The organism is Bacteroides cellulolyticus (genome assembly GCF_025567135.1).
Taxonomy (GTDB): domain Bacteria; phylum Bacteroidota; class Bacteroidia; order Bacteroidales; family Bacteroidaceae; genus Phocaeicola; species Phocaeicola cellulolyticus.
The window spans coordinates 163,595-179,486 of sequence record NZ_JAOQJJ010000004.1 but is presented as its reverse complement, the minus strand read 5'-3'; the positions used below and the strand labels follow the sequence as shown (position 1 = coordinate 179,486).

20 protein-coding genes are annotated in these 15,892 nt (G+C 49.9%); 6 read left to right on the top strand and 14 right to left on the bottom strand.

What is annotated here, in order from left to right; genetic code table 11:
* The 5 genes from OCV82_RS06450 to OCV82_RS06430 all read left to right on the top strand — a co-directional run bounded on the left by OCV82_RS06450 (window position 1) and on the right by OCV82_RS06430 (window position 3,831).
* On the top strand, window positions 1–255 hold the full coding sequence (locus OCV82_RS06450; protein ID WP_004320506.1) for a hypothetical protein: 255 nt from the start codon (window positions 1–3) through the stop codon (window positions 253–255).
* Window positions 256–692: 437 nt separating this feature from the next.
* Window positions 693–2,420: a ParB/RepB/Spo0J family partition protein gene (locus tag OCV82_RS06445; protein WP_004320504.1), complete on the top strand. Its 1,728-nt coding sequence runs from the start codon at window positions 693–695 to the stop codon at window positions 2,418–2,420.
* Between the two features lie 441 nt (window positions 2,421–2,861).
* Window positions 2,862–3,137: a hypothetical protein gene (locus OCV82_RS06440; RefSeq protein WP_004320502.1), complete on the top strand. Its 276-nt coding sequence runs from the start codon at window positions 2,862–2,864 to the stop codon at window positions 3,135–3,137.
* Between the two features lie 7 nt (window positions 3,138–3,144).
* Window positions 3,145–3,417 (top strand): hypothetical protein, encoded by a 273-nt coding sequence (locus OCV82_RS06435; RefSeq protein ID WP_004320500.1) that lies wholly within the window; start codon window positions 3,145–3,147, stop codon window positions 3,415–3,417.
* Between the two features lie 33 nt (window positions 3,418–3,450).
* Window positions 3,451–3,831: a hypothetical protein gene (locus OCV82_RS06430; protein WP_004320499.1), complete on the top strand. Its 381-nt coding sequence runs from the start codon at window positions 3,451–3,453 to the stop codon at window positions 3,829–3,831.
* Window positions 3,832–3,933: 102 nt separating this feature from the next.
* Here OCV82_RS06430 and OCV82_RS06425 read toward each other — a convergent pair whose 3' ends face one another.
* The gene (locus OCV82_RS06425; RefSeq protein WP_157447996.1) at window positions 3,934–4,077 is read right to left on the bottom strand and encodes a Fic family protein; all 144 of its coding nucleotides are present in this window, start codon (window positions 4,075–4,077) and stop codon (window positions 3,934–3,936) included.
* Window positions 4,078–4,145: 68 nt separating this feature from the next.
* Window positions 4,146–4,328 (bottom strand): hypothetical protein, encoded by a 183-nt coding sequence (locus OCV82_RS06420; protein ID WP_008782490.1) that lies wholly within the window; start codon window positions 4,326–4,328, stop codon window positions 4,146–4,148.
* Window positions 4,329–4,476: 148 nt separating this feature from the next.
* Here OCV82_RS06420 and OCV82_RS06415 point away from each other — a divergent pair, with 148 nt between their 5' ends.
* The gene (locus tag OCV82_RS06415) at window positions 4,477–5,691 is read left to right on the top strand and encodes a PDDEXK nuclease domain-containing protein (RefSeq protein ID WP_004320495.1); all 1,215 of its coding nucleotides are present in this window, start codon (window positions 4,477–4,479) and stop codon (window positions 5,689–5,691) included.
* A gap of 87 nt (window positions 5,692–5,778) precedes the next feature.
* Here OCV82_RS06415 and OCV82_RS06410 read toward each other — a convergent pair whose 3' ends face one another.
* From OCV82_RS06410 to OCV82_RS06355, 12 genes are read right to left on the bottom strand one after another with little or no spacing between them, the layout of a single operon-like run.
* Window positions 5,779–7,965, bottom strand: a complete 2,187-nt coding sequence (locus OCV82_RS06410) for a type IV secretory system conjugative DNA transfer family protein (RefSeq protein ID WP_004320491.1) — start codon at window positions 7,963–7,965, stop codon at window positions 5,779–5,781.
* Between the two features lie 28 nt (window positions 7,966–7,993).
* Window positions 7,994–8,650, bottom strand: a complete 657-nt coding sequence (locus OCV82_RS06405) for a hypothetical protein (protein ID WP_004320488.1) — start codon at window positions 8,648–8,650, stop codon at window positions 7,994–7,996.
* A gap of 25 nt (window positions 8,651–8,675) precedes the next feature.
* Complete coding sequence (locus OCV82_RS06400; RefSeq protein WP_004320486.1) at window positions 8,676–9,188, bottom strand: hypothetical protein; 513 nt, start codon at window positions 9,186–9,188, stop codon at window positions 8,676–8,678.
* The gene (traN, locus tag OCV82_RS06395; RefSeq protein ID WP_004320485.1) at window positions 9,185–10,036 is read right to left on the bottom strand and encodes a conjugative transposon protein TraN; all 852 of its coding nucleotides are present in this window, start codon (window positions 10,034–10,036) and stop codon (window positions 9,185–9,187) included. Before traN ends, OCV82_RS06400 begins: the two co-directional genes overlap by 4 nt.
* Window positions 10,037–10,073: 37 nt before the next feature.
* The gene (locus OCV82_RS06390) at window positions 10,074–10,859 is read right to left on the bottom strand and encodes a DNA-methyltransferase (protein WP_004320483.1); all 786 of its coding nucleotides are present in this window, start codon (window positions 10,857–10,859) and stop codon (window positions 10,074–10,076) included.
* An 11-nt stretch (window positions 10,860–10,870) separates the two neighbouring features.
* Window positions 10,871–12,022, bottom strand: a complete 1,152-nt coding sequence (traM, locus tag OCV82_RS06385; RefSeq protein WP_005680011.1) for a conjugative transposon protein TraM — start codon at window positions 12,020–12,022, stop codon at window positions 10,871–10,873.
* Window positions 12,023–12,029: 7 nt separating this feature from the next.
* Window positions 12,030–12,512 (bottom strand): DNA N-6-adenine-methyltransferase, encoded by a 483-nt coding sequence (locus OCV82_RS06380; RefSeq protein WP_004320479.1) that lies wholly within the window; start codon window positions 12,510–12,512, stop codon window positions 12,030–12,032.
* A gap of 10 nt (window positions 12,513–12,522) precedes the next feature.
* Window positions 12,523–12,903 (bottom strand): hypothetical protein, encoded by a 381-nt coding sequence (locus OCV82_RS06375; protein ID WP_004301338.1) that lies wholly within the window; start codon window positions 12,901–12,903, stop codon window positions 12,523–12,525.
* Window positions 12,904–12,915: 12 nt separating this feature from the next.
* A complete protein-coding gene (gene traK, locus OCV82_RS06370; RefSeq protein ID WP_004320476.1) occupies window positions 12,916–13,530 on the bottom strand; it encodes a conjugative transposon protein TraK in 615 nt (204 codons plus the stop codon).
* Window positions 13,531–13,533: 3 nt separating this feature from the next.
* Window positions 13,534–13,929: a hypothetical protein gene (locus OCV82_RS06365; RefSeq protein ID WP_004320474.1), complete on the bottom strand. Its 396-nt coding sequence runs from the start codon at window positions 13,927–13,929 to the stop codon at window positions 13,534–13,536.
* A 41-nt stretch (window positions 13,930–13,970) separates the two neighbouring features.
* Window positions 13,971–15,104 carry a membrane protein gene (locus tag OCV82_RS06360; RefSeq protein WP_008645383.1) on the bottom strand — a complete coding sequence of 378 codons (1,134 nt, stop codon included), beginning with the start codon at window positions 15,102–15,104 and terminating at the stop codon, window positions 13,971–13,973.
* A gap of 12 nt (window positions 15,105–15,116) precedes the next feature.
* Complete coding sequence (locus OCV82_RS06355) at window positions 15,117–15,884, bottom strand: DUF5045 domain-containing protein (protein ID WP_004320453.1); 768 nt, start codon at window positions 15,882–15,884, stop codon at window positions 15,117–15,119.
* Between the last annotated feature and the right edge of the window lie 8 nt (window positions 15,885–15,892).

The following is a 15,892-nucleotide window of genomic DNA, read 5'->3' as shown; positions in this document are numbered from 1 at the left end:
ATGGGCAAAAGTGATTCATTGAAAAACGGCATGAGAAGCGGACTGGACGGCTTGCTGTCATCCACCGGGAAGTCCACGCAAAAGAAAGAACCTGCACCGGTCAAAACGGAAAAAGAGCCTGCTGTACATTGCAACTTTGTCATAAACAAAAGTATTCATACCCGGATGAAGTACCTCGCCATCGAAAAGAATATGTCTCTACGGGACATCGTGAACGAGGCGATGAAAGAGTATTTGGAAAAGCACGAGAAATAACCGGTACGGCGGTTGTAGTCCCCATCCGATATACCTTTTATAGCATACCGCTATCTTATGGGCACGTCCACAAGGTAGCGTTTTTCCTGTTTATACCCTCCTGGGTGTTCTCCTGTTCTATTACCTCTTATAACCGCATGGTTGTATTACTTTTTTATTTATTCCACTTGCCGCTTGTCCGGCCTCGTTCCTGCCATCGCCGGTTGGTTTTCCAGACGCAAATTTGGACTGCCGCGCTTGATTTCACCGCTTTGAAGTGCATTTCTCGTAAAATTCTTCCTTCCTGCGAAAGAGTAATTTTCCGGAAAAAGCGTTGAAAATAGCTTGTTCGTCAGTCCCTTGAAGCATCTGTAAATCCCAAGCGGTTCAGGCAGAGAAAAGAACCGAAAAAAGGGAAAATAAAAAAATCAAATATCAACCAATTAAATTTTATGATTATGGCAACAACAGCAGTTCAAGCAGTAGAGAAGAACATCACATCGGTAGCATTGGCAGACATTCAGCCGAGTAACTACAACCCACGTAAGAACTTTGACGAGACAAGCCTTGCGGAACTTGCCGAGAGCATCCGTCAGCAGGGAGTGCTTCAGCCTATCGGTGTGCGCCCTATTGCGGACAACCGTTTCGAGATTGTATTCGGAGAACGCAGATACCGTGCTTCCCTCATGGCTGAATTGGCGGAAATTCCGGCTATCGTCATGGAAATTTCAGACGAGACAGCCGAGGAAATGGCGATTACCGAGAACCTGCAGCGTAAGGATGTGACCCCGATTGAGGAAGCCAACGCCTACCAAAAGCTCATAGACAGCGGTCGCCACGATGTACAGTCCTTGACCGTGCAGTTCGGCAAGACGGAGGCATATATCCGTACACGACTTAAATTCGTTTCCTTGATACCCGAAATCGCTTTGCTGTTGGAGCAGGACGAAATCACAATCAGCGTGGCAAGTGAAATCTGCCGTTATGGGGAAGAGATACAGCGTGAGGTGTACGACCAACATCTGAAAGAGGGGGTGCAGTACAATAGTTGGCGAGGCATGAAAGCTTCCGAGGTGGCACAAAGCATCGAACGGCAATACACCGCAGACCTCAATCGCTATTCATTCGACAAAACCCTTTGTCTTTCATGCCCTCACAATACCAATAATATGATGTTGTTCTGTGAGGGTGGTTGCGGAAATTGCGCCAACCGCGCTTGCTTGGTGGAAATGAACACATCGCACCTTACCGAAAAGGCTATGCGGCTCATGGAACAGCACCCTGCCGTTCCCCTCTGCCACGAAAGCTACAATTACAATGAAGCTGTCATCGACCGACTTACCGCTATGGGCTACGAAGTGGAAAGCCTTAAAACCTATGCAACGAAATACCCCGAAAGCCCCCAAGCACCTCAAAAAGAGGATTATGATACCACCGAGGAATACGAGGATGCAGAAAAGGATTACGGGCAGGAATTGAACGGTTACACCGAAAAATGCGAAGCAATCCGCACCCGAAGCGAAGCAGGAGAAATCTCCCTCTATCTCCGTATTGAGAGCAACGACATTACACTGTGCTATGTTGCAAATACCGCTACCACCGTAAACGGTACAGCAACCGAAATGCCGCTTTCACCTATCGAGAAGTTGGAAAAGCAGGACAAACGCAACAAGGAGATTGCCCTCGAAAAGACCGTTGAAGACACCAAAAAGCGGATTTTAGAGGTCGATATGTCAGAGCGCAAATTTGGACAGGACGAGGAGAAAATGGTGTATTTCTTCCTGCTCTCCTCACTCCGCAAAGAGCATTTCAATGAGGTGGGAATTGAAGATAAAGGTTCTTATTACTACCTTACGAGCGAGGACAAAATGCGCATCATCGAGAACCTTACCGCCAAGCAGAAAGCCGTTATCCGCAGGGATTATCTGATTGCCAATTTCAAGGACGCATTCGGTAACAACGCCACAGCCTCCCTGTTGCTTGGCTTCGCCCAAAAGCATATGCCCGAAGAACTTGCCAATATCCAAGACGGATATAATGAAGTGTACGAAAAGCGGCACCAACGCATTAAGGAAAAAAAAGCCGCTTTGCAGGAACAAGCCACGCAGGAAGCGGAACAACCCGATGAACCGCAACCCGAAGCGGAAGCACAGACCGAACCGCAAACGGAAGAAATAGCTGCCTGACAAATGTTGTTGTCATAACGAATAGGGGGGGGGAAATCCGCCCTCTATTCATTTTTGTATGCTCCGGACAAAGGACCCAAGTACCTCTTTTAACTTTCTGACGAACCCGTCACCACCCACCCTTCCTCCATTCATAGCTTTCGTTTCCTCTCTTTTTTACCATTTTCAACTTCCCTTTTATAGCGTTTCCCCAGCTTCATTCCCTGTCAGCCCCGGTTTGGTTTTATCAGATGCAAAGGTCGGCCGTCGCGCTTGATCCGGCGGCTTGAAATGTATTTCCTGCAAATTCTTCCTTCCCTCAGAAAGAGTAATTGGCAGGAAAAGCCTCCCGTATGAAGCTGTACCGACAACCGTTTACCGCATCTATAAAATCCCAAAGCGGTTCCGACAGAAAGGAATCGAACGGAGGGAATAAAAAACAAATCATTAAAATTCAAGATTATGGACAACATCAAGGAAAGCAAGGAGTACCAGCTCGCCAAAGACTGGGAAAGAGCAGTGAACGATTACGGCTTCAATCCCAAACGGTTTGCAGCCGCTATCCCCGAAATGCACCCCACGCTGCAGCAAAGCCTTTACAGGTTGGTAAAGGAGTGTATCGTGGTCATGGCAGACGAGACACGCAATTACGATGACCGCAACCGTGCATCGCACGAAGAAGCGAAGTGTATCATGGAATACCTCAAGGCAAACGGGAGACATATCCCATTAAGATAACAGGCGTATGAAAACGAAAGAACTACAATTTGACGGCAATATCTACATCTGCCGTATCGTGAAATCCAACGAAGGTGAAGAACTACTTATCGGCTCTACCGCTCTGCTCGATGCACTTCATCCGGGCAGTTTCGAGGACGAGAGCGAAGGTTTTGCAAGTAAGGAAGCCGAACAAATATATGACGAGGTTTTCTTTTTCGCCGATGCGAAGACCCTCAAATTACCGGACGATGAACTCATCACGGAATTAAAAGAGGATAACCCCGAATGGTTCAACTAACATAAATCAATAATCATATTAAAAATCAAAGTTATGGATAAAGAGTATGTAATGCACATCGCACAGACCATCAAAGAACAATTACTGTCATTTACCCCCATACCCGTCTTTATGTCGTGGGGAGTCAGCGAATTTGTCGCTACGGTATTCCAAGAATTACCGGCACTGCGGCTGAAAGTAAACGGACGGTTACACGCCGGATATGTCGTTATCGCTCTCAACGGCTCTGATTACTACGAGGTCTATCTACTGAAAGAAGATGATAGCAATGCAAAGTGTGTCAATGAAGAAGTCTGCTTCGACGAACTGGGCGATGTTATCGACCGGGCTATCGAAAGCGGTACAGACAAGGAGGAATACGATAAATTCTGCGACCGGCAACTTGCCGAACTTTTAAGCGGTACACGAGCTTAAATAAGCGAACTACCATATAAATAACACTGCCCCCATTTTCACGCGGGCAGTGTTATTTGTATGAGGTTGGATGCGTCCAAGCCGCAATATCCTATTATAAACTTACTTTTGAAATTCTTGTTCCACTTTTACCGTTACATACATCTGGTTACGGCTTGTGGGATTGTCCGGCTCCGTCATTTCCAATACCCCTGCACCAATCATCGGATTGATATAGACCTCCATAAGATTTTCCCTATCTTTCAATCCTAAATGTTGCAAAATATCAGATAGGGATTGCGGCTCAACACAGAACTCCAAGATTTGCTCTTTTCTCAAATCCTGCTTGCGAGGTTTTCTTGTCGGGTTTTCATCCCTAACTGCAAGGTCAGCACAACATAGTCCGGACGTGTTTCCTCGGCTACAGTAGGAAGCGGCCAACCCAAAGACTGCCAACCGCTCACAATCTTATCCACACCGCTACCGGCTTTCTCGGCACGCCCCAGACACATGAACATCTAAGTGAGTAGATTGGCAGCAAAGCGAGTGCAGGAAACCGGAACGCTAAAAATACCGAATAAGACCCACACGGCACTATAATATGTTGGCATTCTGCCCTGTATATCCCGTATTTTTCGTACCTTTGCGGCACAAAAACGTATGTATATGGAACAACAAGTTATCCCATCGGATTATACACAATATGCAGAGGCAGTAGAGATAATCAAACATGCCATCGAACGCTGCCGGTATAGAAGTGCGGCTGCGGTCAACAAAGAAACTCTCTCGTTGTATTTTGGAGTGGGGAAATTCGTGTCTGAAAATTCCCGCATCGGCTGTTGGGGTACTAAAGCATTGCCTACCATATCAAAGCTCCTTCAACGGGAGTTGCCCGGTCTGCACGGCTTTTCTGAATCGGGGTTGAAACGGATGCGCTCATTCTATGAGGAATGGAGGACGTTTTTAATTCGTCCAACAGTGTTGGGCGAATTGGAAAACCATTCGTCGGAAAAGGGTACGGCTTTAATTCATCCAACAGCGTTGGGCGAATTGGATATTGACGAGCATCTACTGCTGCAACTTATCGGGCAACCGGTCAATACCGAATTTACCTGGGACGATTTTGTCAAGATTAGCTTTTCACATCATATTGAAATCCTGACTCGTTCAAAAGACATCGCAGAACGATTGTTCTATATCCATTGTGCCGCTCAAAATGCGTGGTCGCTATCCTCTCTCAAAAATTACTTGAAAGAAGACATCTATTCAAATCGCGGATCTTTGCCGAGCAACTTCCTTCAAGTGCTGCCCGAAGCCATTTATGCCGTAAAAGCGACATTGGCGTTCAAGGATGAGTATATGCTCGAAATGGTTAATCTGGAGAATGTGGGAGAACGCGAACAGGACTGGAACGAAAAGGTCATCGAAAACCAAATCGTAACCAATATCAAGCAGTTCATTCTCCGTTTTGGAAACGACTTCACTTTTATCGACAGTCAGCATCGCCTGATAGTTGCCGGAGAGGAAATGTTTGCTGACCTTGTATTCTTCAACAGAGAACTGAATGCCAGCGTAATCGTGGAATTGAAACGGGGCAAGTTCCGCCCGAATTATCTCGGACAGCTTAGCGGTTATCTGACTGTATATGATATGACCGACAAGAAACCGCACGAGAACCCTTCAATCGGTATTGTCCTATGTCAGGATGCCAACCGCCAATTTGTCGAAATCATGGTGCGCGACTATGATAAGCCTATGGGCGTGGCGACATACCGCACAGCCCAAGAAATGCCGGAAAATTTGCGCAAGACTCTACCGGACATCGACAAATTACAAAATCTGCTGTCGGAAAACGATTCCAAATCGGAAACTGTCAGATGATTCATTTATGTCCGCAAGATTTCGGGTAGCTGAATGGAATACAAAAATCCCTGCAATAACCACGTAAATTATTGCAGGGATTTTGATTTATTTCGCCCCACGCTTGTTCAGTACATCCGCTATCATGTCTTTTACATCCTGTCCGACTTGTATGAAATTTTTATACAAGATGCGTTCCCGTTCCTCCCTCGACTTGAAAGTGTAGAACTTCGGTAGCGGTACATAGGCCGCTTCCTCCGCTTTTATCTCCCTCATATCGAAATCCGTCTTGCAGAAGAACTTTGTAGTCTTGAACTCTTCCGACTCCTGAATGTTCATCGAGCCTCCCGTACCGGTTTTCGTCTTCACGAAATCACGTGCCGTCTGTCCGCAAATCCATCCCGTCGCCATATCCGAAATTTTCGAGGCGGGTACAAGACTGTCCATGTTCTCATTGAGATTGATACTCGTTTTGTCCCGGTCGATCGTCACGCCCTTTTTGACCTGTACCACCTTGCCGAAAATGTCATTCGACAACCATTCCAGTGTCTCTTTTGCGCGAGCTGAACCGCTTACCACGTTGCCCACTGTCGTGATGATTTTTTGCATTCCCACTTTTCCGTAGTCAGCCTCCAACTGCGGCAACTCCTGAAAACCCAGCGTTACGCTTACCTTGTTGCTTCTCGCCGTACCTATCAGTCGGTCTATCTTGTGGAAATACAGTGTCGGTAGCTCATCCACGATGATGCTGACCGGAATATTTTTCCCCTGCCCGGTGTTCACACGGGTAACGAGACGGTTCAATATCAGAGCGTTCAACGCTCCGATGATACTTTCCATTTCCGGATCGTTGGCTATCAGCAGATAACTGGGTGACTTGGGGTCACTAACTTTCAGGTCGAAATCGTCCCCATCCTTGTGGAATATCCAGTAAGATTCCTTTGTAGCCAAACGGCTGGTATAGACACGCAGCGTACCTATCATACCTTCCAACTGTTCCATCGCCTTGTTTTTGAAGGCCGTTTGGAACGGGCCGAGCAACGGCGCGACCTCGTTGTCCGTCTCAAGTACCTCAAAAATAGTCTGGTAGCTCTCATTGAGAAATGAAAGGATATGCGGCATATCCGAGTATTTTCCAAGCCAATAGGCAGGTTCCACGATGCTGCCACCCTCACGGTCACGAACGACACCCGTCGGCTTCCAGAACTTCGTCTGCGGATCTTGCCGTTTCTCCGCATACAGTTTCTTTCCGTTTGCATCGTAGGGTTCCCGCTCGTAGTTCACGAAAAAGTAGATACAGGCGGCAAGAAAGTTCACGGCAGAAGTCTGAAAGAACTGGTCACTGCCTCCGCCTCCCTCTTTCTTGCCTTTCTGCAGGGATTCCAACAGGGTTTCCGCCGTTTCGCTCGCCGCCGCAAGATTATTGATGTACTTTGCCTGAATGGGGTTCACCCGTTTGCTGTACTCCACATCCACGAAGTTGATGATGTTGAACTTGCATCCTTTTGGCACTTTGCCGAGCTTCTGGTTTTTCTTGTAATGATAGTAAAGTTTAGTGGCAAGTGTCGGAAATTTGTAGTCATAGACCACCATCGCGAAGCCCTTGGCACTATGTTGGCGGATGAACGGTTCTATGATACTGAACGTCTTACCGCTACCTGGAGTTCCAACCACCCATGTTCCTCTGAAACAGTTGCTTATCGACACCCATCCCTTGCGAAATTTACCTTTGTAATAGTACCGCATCGGTATATTCACGCTATACTGGTTCTCATCCTTCTCTTCGCTCTGCTCGAAACTTTCATTCTCGAAGTTAAACCGGTCTTTACCCAGTCCCTCCTTGATGAACTTCGAGATGTTATCCAATGCGATATGCACCAATATCACACCGACCAGCGTAGCCGCCATATAGAAGATGATGTTCAGCGGCAGGGTGTAGAGCCTCGTTTCCATCGTATGATGGTACAGCCACACGGAGAACACAATCAAGAACAATCCGCAGATAAGTGGATATAACACTTGCCTGCGTGCGTCAAACTCCAAGTGTTTTTTGTTGCGTGTGCCGATACAAGTGATGCAGATGAGTAGGAAGGTCGCTATCTTACTATACACGAGGTTGCCGTCGTTATAGATCATCCATCGCTTGATGCGCCCGTGTATATCAATCAATATGCCGCCCCAGTGGTCGAGCATGGCAAGGTCTATGGCATACTCGAAGAACTCCATCAGCACGGAGATATAGATGACCGCACGGAATATTTTGTAAAATCCTTGTAGTTCCTTGCTTTCTTCCATTGTCTTTGTCCTTTCCCTCTTTTCGTTCCTACCTGTTCAGTGTGATAATCGGCCGCACCTTGTGCGCCTGTGTCTTCGGGGTCTCCTGCATCGCACCGCTTCCTGTCGAGTAAAGCCACGCTTTCGCCGTTTCCTGTCCGGTTACCTCCGTCGATGTCCAGTACCAGCAGTCGTTTTCATCCAACGGCAGCGGATGGCCGCCACACCGTTCGATGACAGGATTGACGGTTTCCCGGACGGCATACAGCAGCCGCATCTGTGCCACCGACGGGATATAGGCACTCTGTCCGTACCGCCACAGGTCAAAGACCGCTTCCGCCATAGGCGAAGCCGTCTCCCGTGTGTCGTACAGCGCAAAGGTGTTCATGTTCCCGTCCAAAGCCTCGATGTCGGCCGACGTCCCTTGTGCGACACCGAGGCTGTCGGCAAAAGCTGCCGGAGCAATGTCCCACAGGTAAACCGCATAGCCGTTCCCTTCCGTACCTTCACGGTGTTCGGTATCGAAGACAACCGCTATTGCCCGTTTTCCCGACTGTTCATACTGTACGTAGGATAAAGCCGTACCGTCCTCGCAGAGAATATGTCCCGGACGTACCGCCGTATCAGGTACGTCGATATGGGCGTCACAGGCAGCGCACAATACCGCCGTCACTGCCATTGCAAACCATTGAATCTTTCGTATCATGTTATTTTCGTTTTTTGTTTTTCCTTTATTTTATCGGCAGTTTCACCCCCAGCACGATACCTGTCCGCAGCAAATCCGCCCCTTTTATCATCATGTCACTCTTTACCTGCCAGAACAGTGTGCATCCCGACCGCAGCACATAATTGTGCTCGTAACCCACATGGATTCCGGCAAGAAACTTGTTCGTGTCGCTCCCTGCCGAAGCTCCGATACGCAAGTTGCCGTAATGGTTGCGTCCACGCACCACACAAGGTTTGTACGCCACACCGAAACCGTAAGTGCGATAGTTGCGCCAGAAGGATTCCGGACAAATATGACCGCAAGATTTACATTCCGTCCATTTCAGATAGCCGTTGGCGAAAAACTCCCACGCATGGCGGTAGTTCATTTCATGTTCGTAAGCAAGCGTTACGTCCATGCCGTTCTCATACAGCAATCCCACTCCAAGCGAGAGGCGGCCGCTGTTACGCTGCGCACTTGCATTCATGAAGACGCACATGCAGGCAAGCATCAGTATTATCGTCTTTTTCATCGTCATTCCTCCTCCAATAAAGCGGTGTTAAATGAATCGGCCGACAGCACATCCTCGTAGTCAATGTTCAGGCTGATATTGCGCCCGCTGATTTGTTGTTCCGTCATTTCGATGGTCAGCAGCTTGTCGTTCGGAAAGGTCATCTTTTTCACGACAATCACGTTCCGGTAGCCGTGCTTGAACGTCTTGCCGTGTTCCAATACCAGGGCAGGCGTCAGCTCGATGGTCTGCGCGTTGGTTGCCTTCGAAAGTTTCTTGTCCGACAGTTTCACCCGTATCTCGTCGATGTCGAAACGGATGTTCGTTTTGTTCTCGATGGAAAAGTCGATGAAGAAATAGTCGCCCACCGAGTAAATATTGTTCAGGCGCATTACCATTCGGTGCGCCTTGGTCGCCACGTTGCGGATTTTCGCGGGCGAGTTCCACACCCGTCTTGCAAAACGCACCATGTCGGCTGTGGACATCGAGACCGTAGGATTGTTGTAGGCATCCCGTTCCTGTAGCTGAATTTCCTTGTCTGCCACCGCCTCGCTTATCCGCGTGGTGTAGATGAGTGCATACTGCGTGCGATAGCGTTCCGTTACGATGGTGACGATGGCCAGCACTTCACCGTCCTCGTGTCCCGTCTCTTTGGGCTTCAACCGGATGATGTTCTCAATGGGTTGGTCGCCCGCCACCTTGTCTGTGGAAATATCCACGAAGCGGACCGGTTCCGTGGCTGTGATGACGGTCGTTACCTGTTCATTGACAGTCAGCCGTTCCATCTCTTCGTATGTACGCTGAGCCTGTGCGTTCCGTGTGGCAAAAAGTCCTGCCGCCAGAAGAAATGCAGTTACAATTATTTTCTTGTTCATATCGTTTCTGTTGATATTGTTTATTTCTTTATTTCCCTTATTTCGCTTTCTTTAATCCATGACCACGTTCCAGTTCCTCCCGAATCCGTCGTCCGACAATTTCGCAATACGTCGGTTCAATCTCGAATCCGATGTAATGCCGCCCCGTGCGGATGGCGGCAATGGCGGTCGTACCCGAACCGATGCAGTTGTCCAGCACCACATCGCCCTCGTTGGTATAGGTACGTATCAGGTACTCTATCAAGGCTACCGGCTTCTGTGTCGGATGATAGAATGCTCCTGTCTTGTGTTCCTTGGGTATGGAAATGACAGAGGTCGGGTACTTGTCTTCGGCAACACGCACCGGAGCCAGTTTCATTTCACCGTAACAGCGGTTCGTGAAACCGTCCGTCTTGCGGCGTCCATGATTCCTCCGTTCCGGTGGACACGGCGTCATTTGAGGATGATATACCGGCTGACGGTCGTAGAACACGATGATGTCCTCATGCTGGCGTAGCGGCATCCGGTTGGCATTCAGGTGACCCGTTACCCGGTCTTTCCGCCACACGAGGTTATACCGCCACATCCGGGGTTGCGAGAGCATGAGTTGCGCCGAGAAAATGCCCTGCGCAAAGAGGATAACGGGGCTTCCCGGCTTGGTGATCCTGCGGTACTGTTTCCACAACGCTTCGAGCGGTATCTGCCTGTCCCAGTGTGCCGCCTTGTTGCTACGGTTCAACACGCCGTAAGGCAAATCCGCTATCACGGCATCGACACTGCCGTTCGCCATGAGCTTCATACCCTCGATACAGTCCATATTATATATGTTGTCAATCTCTATCATGGCTTCCGTTTTTACTGTTTCTCACGTCCGTTCACCAGATAGACGAAAGTGCCGTATTTCAGCTTTACCTTATTTTTTTTGATAGCTTTGCCGATGGCATTGCTCGTTTTCTGGTAGGCATTCGTAGCGGCTTGCATTCCCCATTGCGAGAGACTGTTGCCGTAACTGCCGGTATTCATGTTCAGATTCCCCGACACCGCACCGCTTGCCACATCCTTGCTCGTTTCCCGGAACTGGCTGTTCGGTACATAAAGCCCTTCCATGCCGTCCGTGTCGTAAAGGGACAGGCTGACCTTCACCAGTTCGTCCTCGATGAGAATGCTGGTGATGTTCCCCTTCACACGCCCCGACGAGAAGCCGCTCATGGTGGCATACAGATACGACCCTCGTTTGACCACGCACTCGTTGATCTCCACGTCGTCGAGCAGACGCAACCGCACACGCGAGCCGTCCACCGCCTTGATGTCCTCGTCGATAATGGCCTTTATCAGTTTCGGTTCACGGGCATTGACCGCAAGCGTATTGAAGTAATCCGAAGCCGTCTTTACCTTGCGTACCACTTCGCTGGGCGGTTCGTTCTCTGACGGGGCTTTTACCGAACGGCTCTCTTCCTCTATTTTTCCCTTGACCTCTATGGTTGCCGTCGGGGGTTGCGCCGATGCGGTACTGTCCGTATCGGTCGCCGGTAATACCTCATTGCGTCCTCTCAACCTTGCTTCGGCAAGGGCTTTCTCCAGTTCCGCGAGAGCTTCTTGCTCGCGTGTCTTGGCATCGGCAATTTGCGCTGCCGCAGCCTTTTCCTGCTGTTGCTCATCGAGCAAGGCGATGTCGTCCACCGTGTATTGCGATTCATATTCTTCCTTGTTGTCATCGGGTTCATCTCGTTCTATGTTATCCACTGCGGAGTAATCCTGTATCTTACCCCATGATTTGGCCATGTTCTCGTACTTGCTGCCTATGCCGTCACCGCCTTTAAGCCGGGCATCCGGCAAATCGGGGTTCAAAAACTCCGTTGTCTGCAGCGTCTTGTCCGGAATCTCCGCCGTTTCGGTATGAAACAGGTCGAAGATGAAGTACGATGCAACCAGAAGCGGGATATACAGGACAGCCGGAAGCATATACTTCGGCTCCCTGAAATTGATTTTATCAAATATCTTCATCATACATCTTTTAATTGAGTTGTACATACTTGCCTTCAATGCTGCAGTTTTTCAGCACTTCTGCGTTTTCCACTCCGAATGCGATCAGGATGCTGCCGCAACCGGGAGAATCGCCGCGTGTTCCGTCCGGGCGGTAAAACCGGATGCGGTGGCGCAGGAATTTCATGCCCGTCGCTTTCTCGAAAATGACGTCCTGAAACATTTTGGAATCGCAACGGTTGAACAACAGCGCGATGCCGTTGCCGTGTTCCGCCAGCTTTCGGACAAACTGTTCGATAAGGGGACGCGAGTACGGAGGATTGAGCCATACACGCCCTTCCCATTTCAGGGACAATCCGTCCATGTTCCGGTCATACATGACTTCGGCGGTCGGCCACAACGGACGGATAGGGGCGCAAGGGTCAAGGTCGAACCTGCCTAACGCTTTCAACACCTCCTTCGGGGTGTACCATTCGTCCGACGAGCGGACTGATTTTTCAAATCGTGTATTCATAAGCACTCCTTTATTGCGGTTCATATTTCTTGTTCTCGTTCCGATTTTCCCTTATTTCACCCCCTTGCAGCCTCTTGTGTCTTTCCCGTAGCACCGAATCCTGCATTTCCGTCGCCGTGCGTGTCGGCCGGCTGTTGCGGTATGCCATTGTAATGCGATAGATGTTCCAAGTGAACCCTCCGATAGCGAAACCAAAGACGATGACCAGAAAAAGTATCCGGTGCGCGTTGGCGAATCCCTGCACCTTGGCGGCAGCCTTGTCAATGCGTGTCGCTTGGGCGAACTTTCGTCCGGCGGACACCTCCCGCTCGTAACGGTCTTTGTATTTCGGATCGTTCTTGTCCGGCATCTTTTCACCGAAGAGCATCCGCCTGAATCCCTTGATATTCATAAACTCCGTTGTTTAGTAGTTGATCTTCGTTTTCTGTTCGATGTCCTTGTTCAGCAGGGTTCGCCAGTTCACGATAAGCAATCCGTGCGGGTTGTTTTCTGTTCGGGGCACACGCTTAAGTTGCCCCGCCGTGACCAGTTCCCGCATGAGGATGTTGCTCCGCCGCTCAATGCGTTGCCGTCCGTAGTAAGTGAACTCCATCTTCTCCTTGTTGAAAGCCACGCTGTCACAATAGATGGAGAACACCGAACTCGTACCCAAAATGTTGGAGTAGAAACCCTTTTCCTTGAGCGTGTTGTATTGTGCCAACCCCGTCTCATCCACCAGATACATCGCTTTTTCCATCGTATAGCGGATGTATTTGTCATCTGGCGGTAACGTGAAAAAATAATGGTGGAACATTTCCACATGGCTTTTAGCTTCCATGTCAAGCGTTTCGTCCATTGTCGTGCGGTTCACGAGGATAGGCACGTTGCCGTCCAGCACATACACCTTCTTCTGCGCATCCGAGACCATCGTCCGGGCTGTCCAGATACTTGACAAGCTGATGATGACACATCCCACGAGAAAAGCGGTACAGATGATGCCCACCAGTCTTATTTTGTTTTCCAAATTCTTGATGACCATCGGTTATTCCCTTTTACCGTTCAACATCTGTACATATTCCGTGTGCAGCATGGGTATGACCGCATCCCGAAGTTCCGTCAAAAGATTCTCGAACTCCGCCGAGAATATCTCCACGTAATAGCCCTGCATCTCCACGTGGACAAGCACCCACCAGATTCCTCTTTTGCGCTTACCTGCGTTCCGCTGCAGCAGGGCAAGACGCAGCTTGTACGTCAGGTACGTCACCAAGGGGGCGATGTACCGGTCGTCGTACTCGAAGGCTTCGTCCAGTTCTTCATACTGCGGGTCGATGCGGTGGTTTTCCGTCACCTCGCAAACCTCTTTTCTCGCTCGTTCCTGTGCAAAGGACATGAATTTCTCATCCTTGCACCAACTTTTGATTTTCTCTTGCAATTTCATGTTGTTATGATTTTTATTGGGTTTATATTATCTTTTGCGGATTATCTCATGATGCCGCCCAACCCTCCGGTTGCCGTCATCTTCGCCTGCTGTGCCACGCCCTCGCCGAAGTTTCGGGTAGAGAATGCCGTGTCGCCCTCCGGTATCATCCATGCCGCCAAGTCCGGAACAAGGTTCAGGCACTTGAGGGCTACAATCGAAGCCGCCATCAGGTAGCCTGCCGAGAAGAACGAGTTTTGCAGGTAGGCAGCCATCGTCTGCTCGCTGGCGGTTATCGCCGTCAGGTTCTCGATTTGGATGCACAATACAATGTCAAAGAGCAGCAGCACATAGAAGCCCACGAAATAGAGCATCGCCCCGTAGAAATGCACCGTCAGATAGCGTGTCAGCCACTTCGCCCAAGCACCTTCCCATTTCGGCAGGATGCTGAACGCCCACTGTATCGGTCCGAAAATCGTCAGCATTCCCAACAGGATTTGTTGGCAGTAAATCGTTGCCCACCAACCGATTCGGAACACCACGAGAGCAATCAACATGATGATTTTGTCTATCCCCACGATGACTCCTGCCGTCAAAGACGTGAACCACAACTTCGCCGCATCCTTTTCCATGCTCGTCACTTCGTCCACGCCGGTCTGCTCCATTGTCGCCTCTATCAGGTTGGGATCGGATGTGCCCGTGTGGGCGACATCCGCCTGCGCCTGCAGGTTCGTGTACATCGTGTCACGCACATGGATGAGCTGTTGAACTTCCTCGAACCTGTCCGATATCTGTGAAGCTTCAGCTTCGTACAGGTCATGGGTGTACGACCCGATGCAATTCGGGATGTAGGACAGAAAGTCCAGAAAACACCAGTTGTTCCGGCTCCCCGCCATACCCGTGTCCGCAGGCGGATACCACCAGCAGATGATAATCGACACGGCAAGCGGCCTAAACAGCTTCATAACGTCCAACGGCTCGTGCTTTACCATCATCTTGTAGGCGATACCTGCCGCCATGACGATGGAGAACAGTGCCGCGAGTGCCATGCACATCTGCAATATCCACCAAAAAGGACCCTGCGCACCGGTAAAAGTCGCGTCCGTCAGAAACTCGTTGGTCTGAAAGATGACATCATCTATTTCCTCCTCCAACAGGTTGATGCCGAAATCCGAAAGTATATCTCCGTTTGCCATAGCCCTGTCTTTTTATTTCCCTCTGTTTACACTCTCGTTGTCATCTTCGCCGTTTCCGTTGCCGCCCGATTGCGAGCCACGCACCGCAAGGCGTGATTCCTGCCACCGGCTCATGGCATTGCGGACAATGCCGCCCTTATGCAGGGTACGGTTGTCCGTTGCGTTCAGCAGTGTGCTTGTTGCCGTTGCGTTCTGACGCTTGGCGAGGTAGCTCACTAAAATCTCGTTCTGCCGTGCCACATCCTCGTAGATGCGCAGATACTCCTTCTTTCGCTGGGCGTTTGGCATATAGGCGTCTTTCGTGGCGTTGATGGCGCACTGATAGACGTGGTAGTATTCCGTCCACCGTTCCTTGTCGGCCGGAGTACCGCCGGACAGGAGAATACGGTCGATGTTGCGCCGGAACCGGTCCATCTGTCTGCTGACCTTATCGCCCTCGGCAAGCCACGCGATGTCCGCCTGCCGGTCGGCAACGTTCAACGCCTCGACCTTCGCCCGCTTGACCAAAGCCGAATCAATGGCTTCCGCTTCGTCCACCTGGTTGTAGAGATTGATACCGGCAAGTGTGCGGAACGAGAGCTTGTTTTTGGCCGCCGCCGACTTCTTGTATTTGTTGTGCAGCACGGAATAATAGAGGTCGGGCGAGAGTGCGCCCGTACCGGTTTCCATGACCGTTACCTGATTCTGCTTCGGCGAATCATGGTTGTACGTTACATACTGTGCGTGTACGGCTGTCGTTACGGTGACCGCCACTGCCATGAGTAATAGTTTTCTGTTCATATTCTTCT

Excerpts from the sequence above, each read along its gene's own strand:
- OCV82_RS06450 (WP_004320506.1), top strand. The coding sequence starts at position 1 with ATGGGCAAAAGTGATTCATTGAAAAACGGCATGAGAAGCGGACTGGAC.
- OCV82_RS06445 (WP_004320504.1), top strand. The coding sequence starts at position 693 with ATGGCAACAACAGCAGTTCAAGCAGTAGAGAAGAACATCACATCGGTA.
- OCV82_RS06440 (WP_004320502.1), top strand. The coding sequence starts at position 2,862 with ATGGACAACATCAAGGAAAGCAAGGAGTACCAGCTCGCCAAAGACTGG.
- OCV82_RS06435 (WP_004320500.1), top strand. The coding sequence starts at position 3,145 with ATGAAAACGAAAGAACTACAATTTGACGGCAATATCTACATCTGCCGT.
- OCV82_RS06430 (WP_004320499.1), top strand. The coding sequence starts at position 3,451 with ATGGATAAAGAGTATGTAATGCACATCGCACAGACCATCAAAGAACAA.
- OCV82_RS06420 (WP_008782490.1), bottom strand. The coding sequence starts at position 4,328 with ATGTTCATGTGTCTGGGGCGTGCCGAGAAAGCCGGTAGCGGTGTGGAT.
- OCV82_RS06415 (WP_004320495.1), top strand. The coding sequence starts at position 4,477 with ATGGAACAACAAGTTATCCCATCGGATTATACACAATATGCAGAGGCA.
- OCV82_RS06410 (WP_004320491.1), bottom strand. The coding sequence starts at position 7,965 with ATGGAAGAAAGCAAGGAACTACAAGGATTTTACAAAATATTCCGTGCG.
- OCV82_RS06405 (WP_004320488.1), bottom strand. The coding sequence starts at position 8,650 with ATGATACGAAAGATTCAATGGTTTGCAATGGCAGTGACGGCGGTATTG.
- OCV82_RS06400 (WP_004320486.1), bottom strand. The coding sequence starts at position 9,188 with ATGACGATGAAAAAGACGATAATACTGATGCTTGCCTGCATGTGCGTC.
- traN (WP_004320485.1), bottom strand. The coding sequence starts at position 10,036 with ATGAACAAGAAAATAATTGTAACTGCATTTCTTCTGGCGGCAGGACTT.
- OCV82_RS06390 (WP_004320483.1), bottom strand. The coding sequence starts at position 10,859 with ATGATAGAGATTGACAACATATATAATATGGACTGTATCGAGGGTATG.
- traM (WP_005680011.1), bottom strand. The coding sequence starts at position 12,022 with ATGATGAAGATATTTGATAAAATCAATTTCAGGGAGCCGAAGTATATG.
- OCV82_RS06380 (WP_004320479.1), bottom strand. The coding sequence starts at position 12,512 with ATGAATACACGATTTGAAAAATCAGTCCGCTCGTCGGACGAATGGTAC.
- OCV82_RS06375 (WP_004301338.1), bottom strand. The coding sequence starts at position 12,903 with ATGAATATCAAGGGATTCAGGCGGATGCTCTTCGGTGAAAAGATGCCG.
- traK (WP_004320476.1), bottom strand. The coding sequence starts at position 13,530 with ATGGTCATCAAGAATTTGGAAAACAAAATAAGACTGGTGGGCATCATC.
- OCV82_RS06365 (WP_004320474.1), bottom strand. The coding sequence starts at position 13,929 with ATGAAATTGCAAGAGAAAATCAAAAGTTGGTGCAAGGATGAGAAATTC.
- OCV82_RS06360 (WP_008645383.1), bottom strand. The coding sequence starts at position 15,104 with ATGGCAAACGGAGATATACTTTCGGATTTCGGCATCAACCTGTTGGAG.
- OCV82_RS06355 (WP_004320453.1), bottom strand. The coding sequence starts at position 15,884 with ATGAACAGAAAACTATTACTCATGGCAGTGGCGGTCACCGTAACGACA.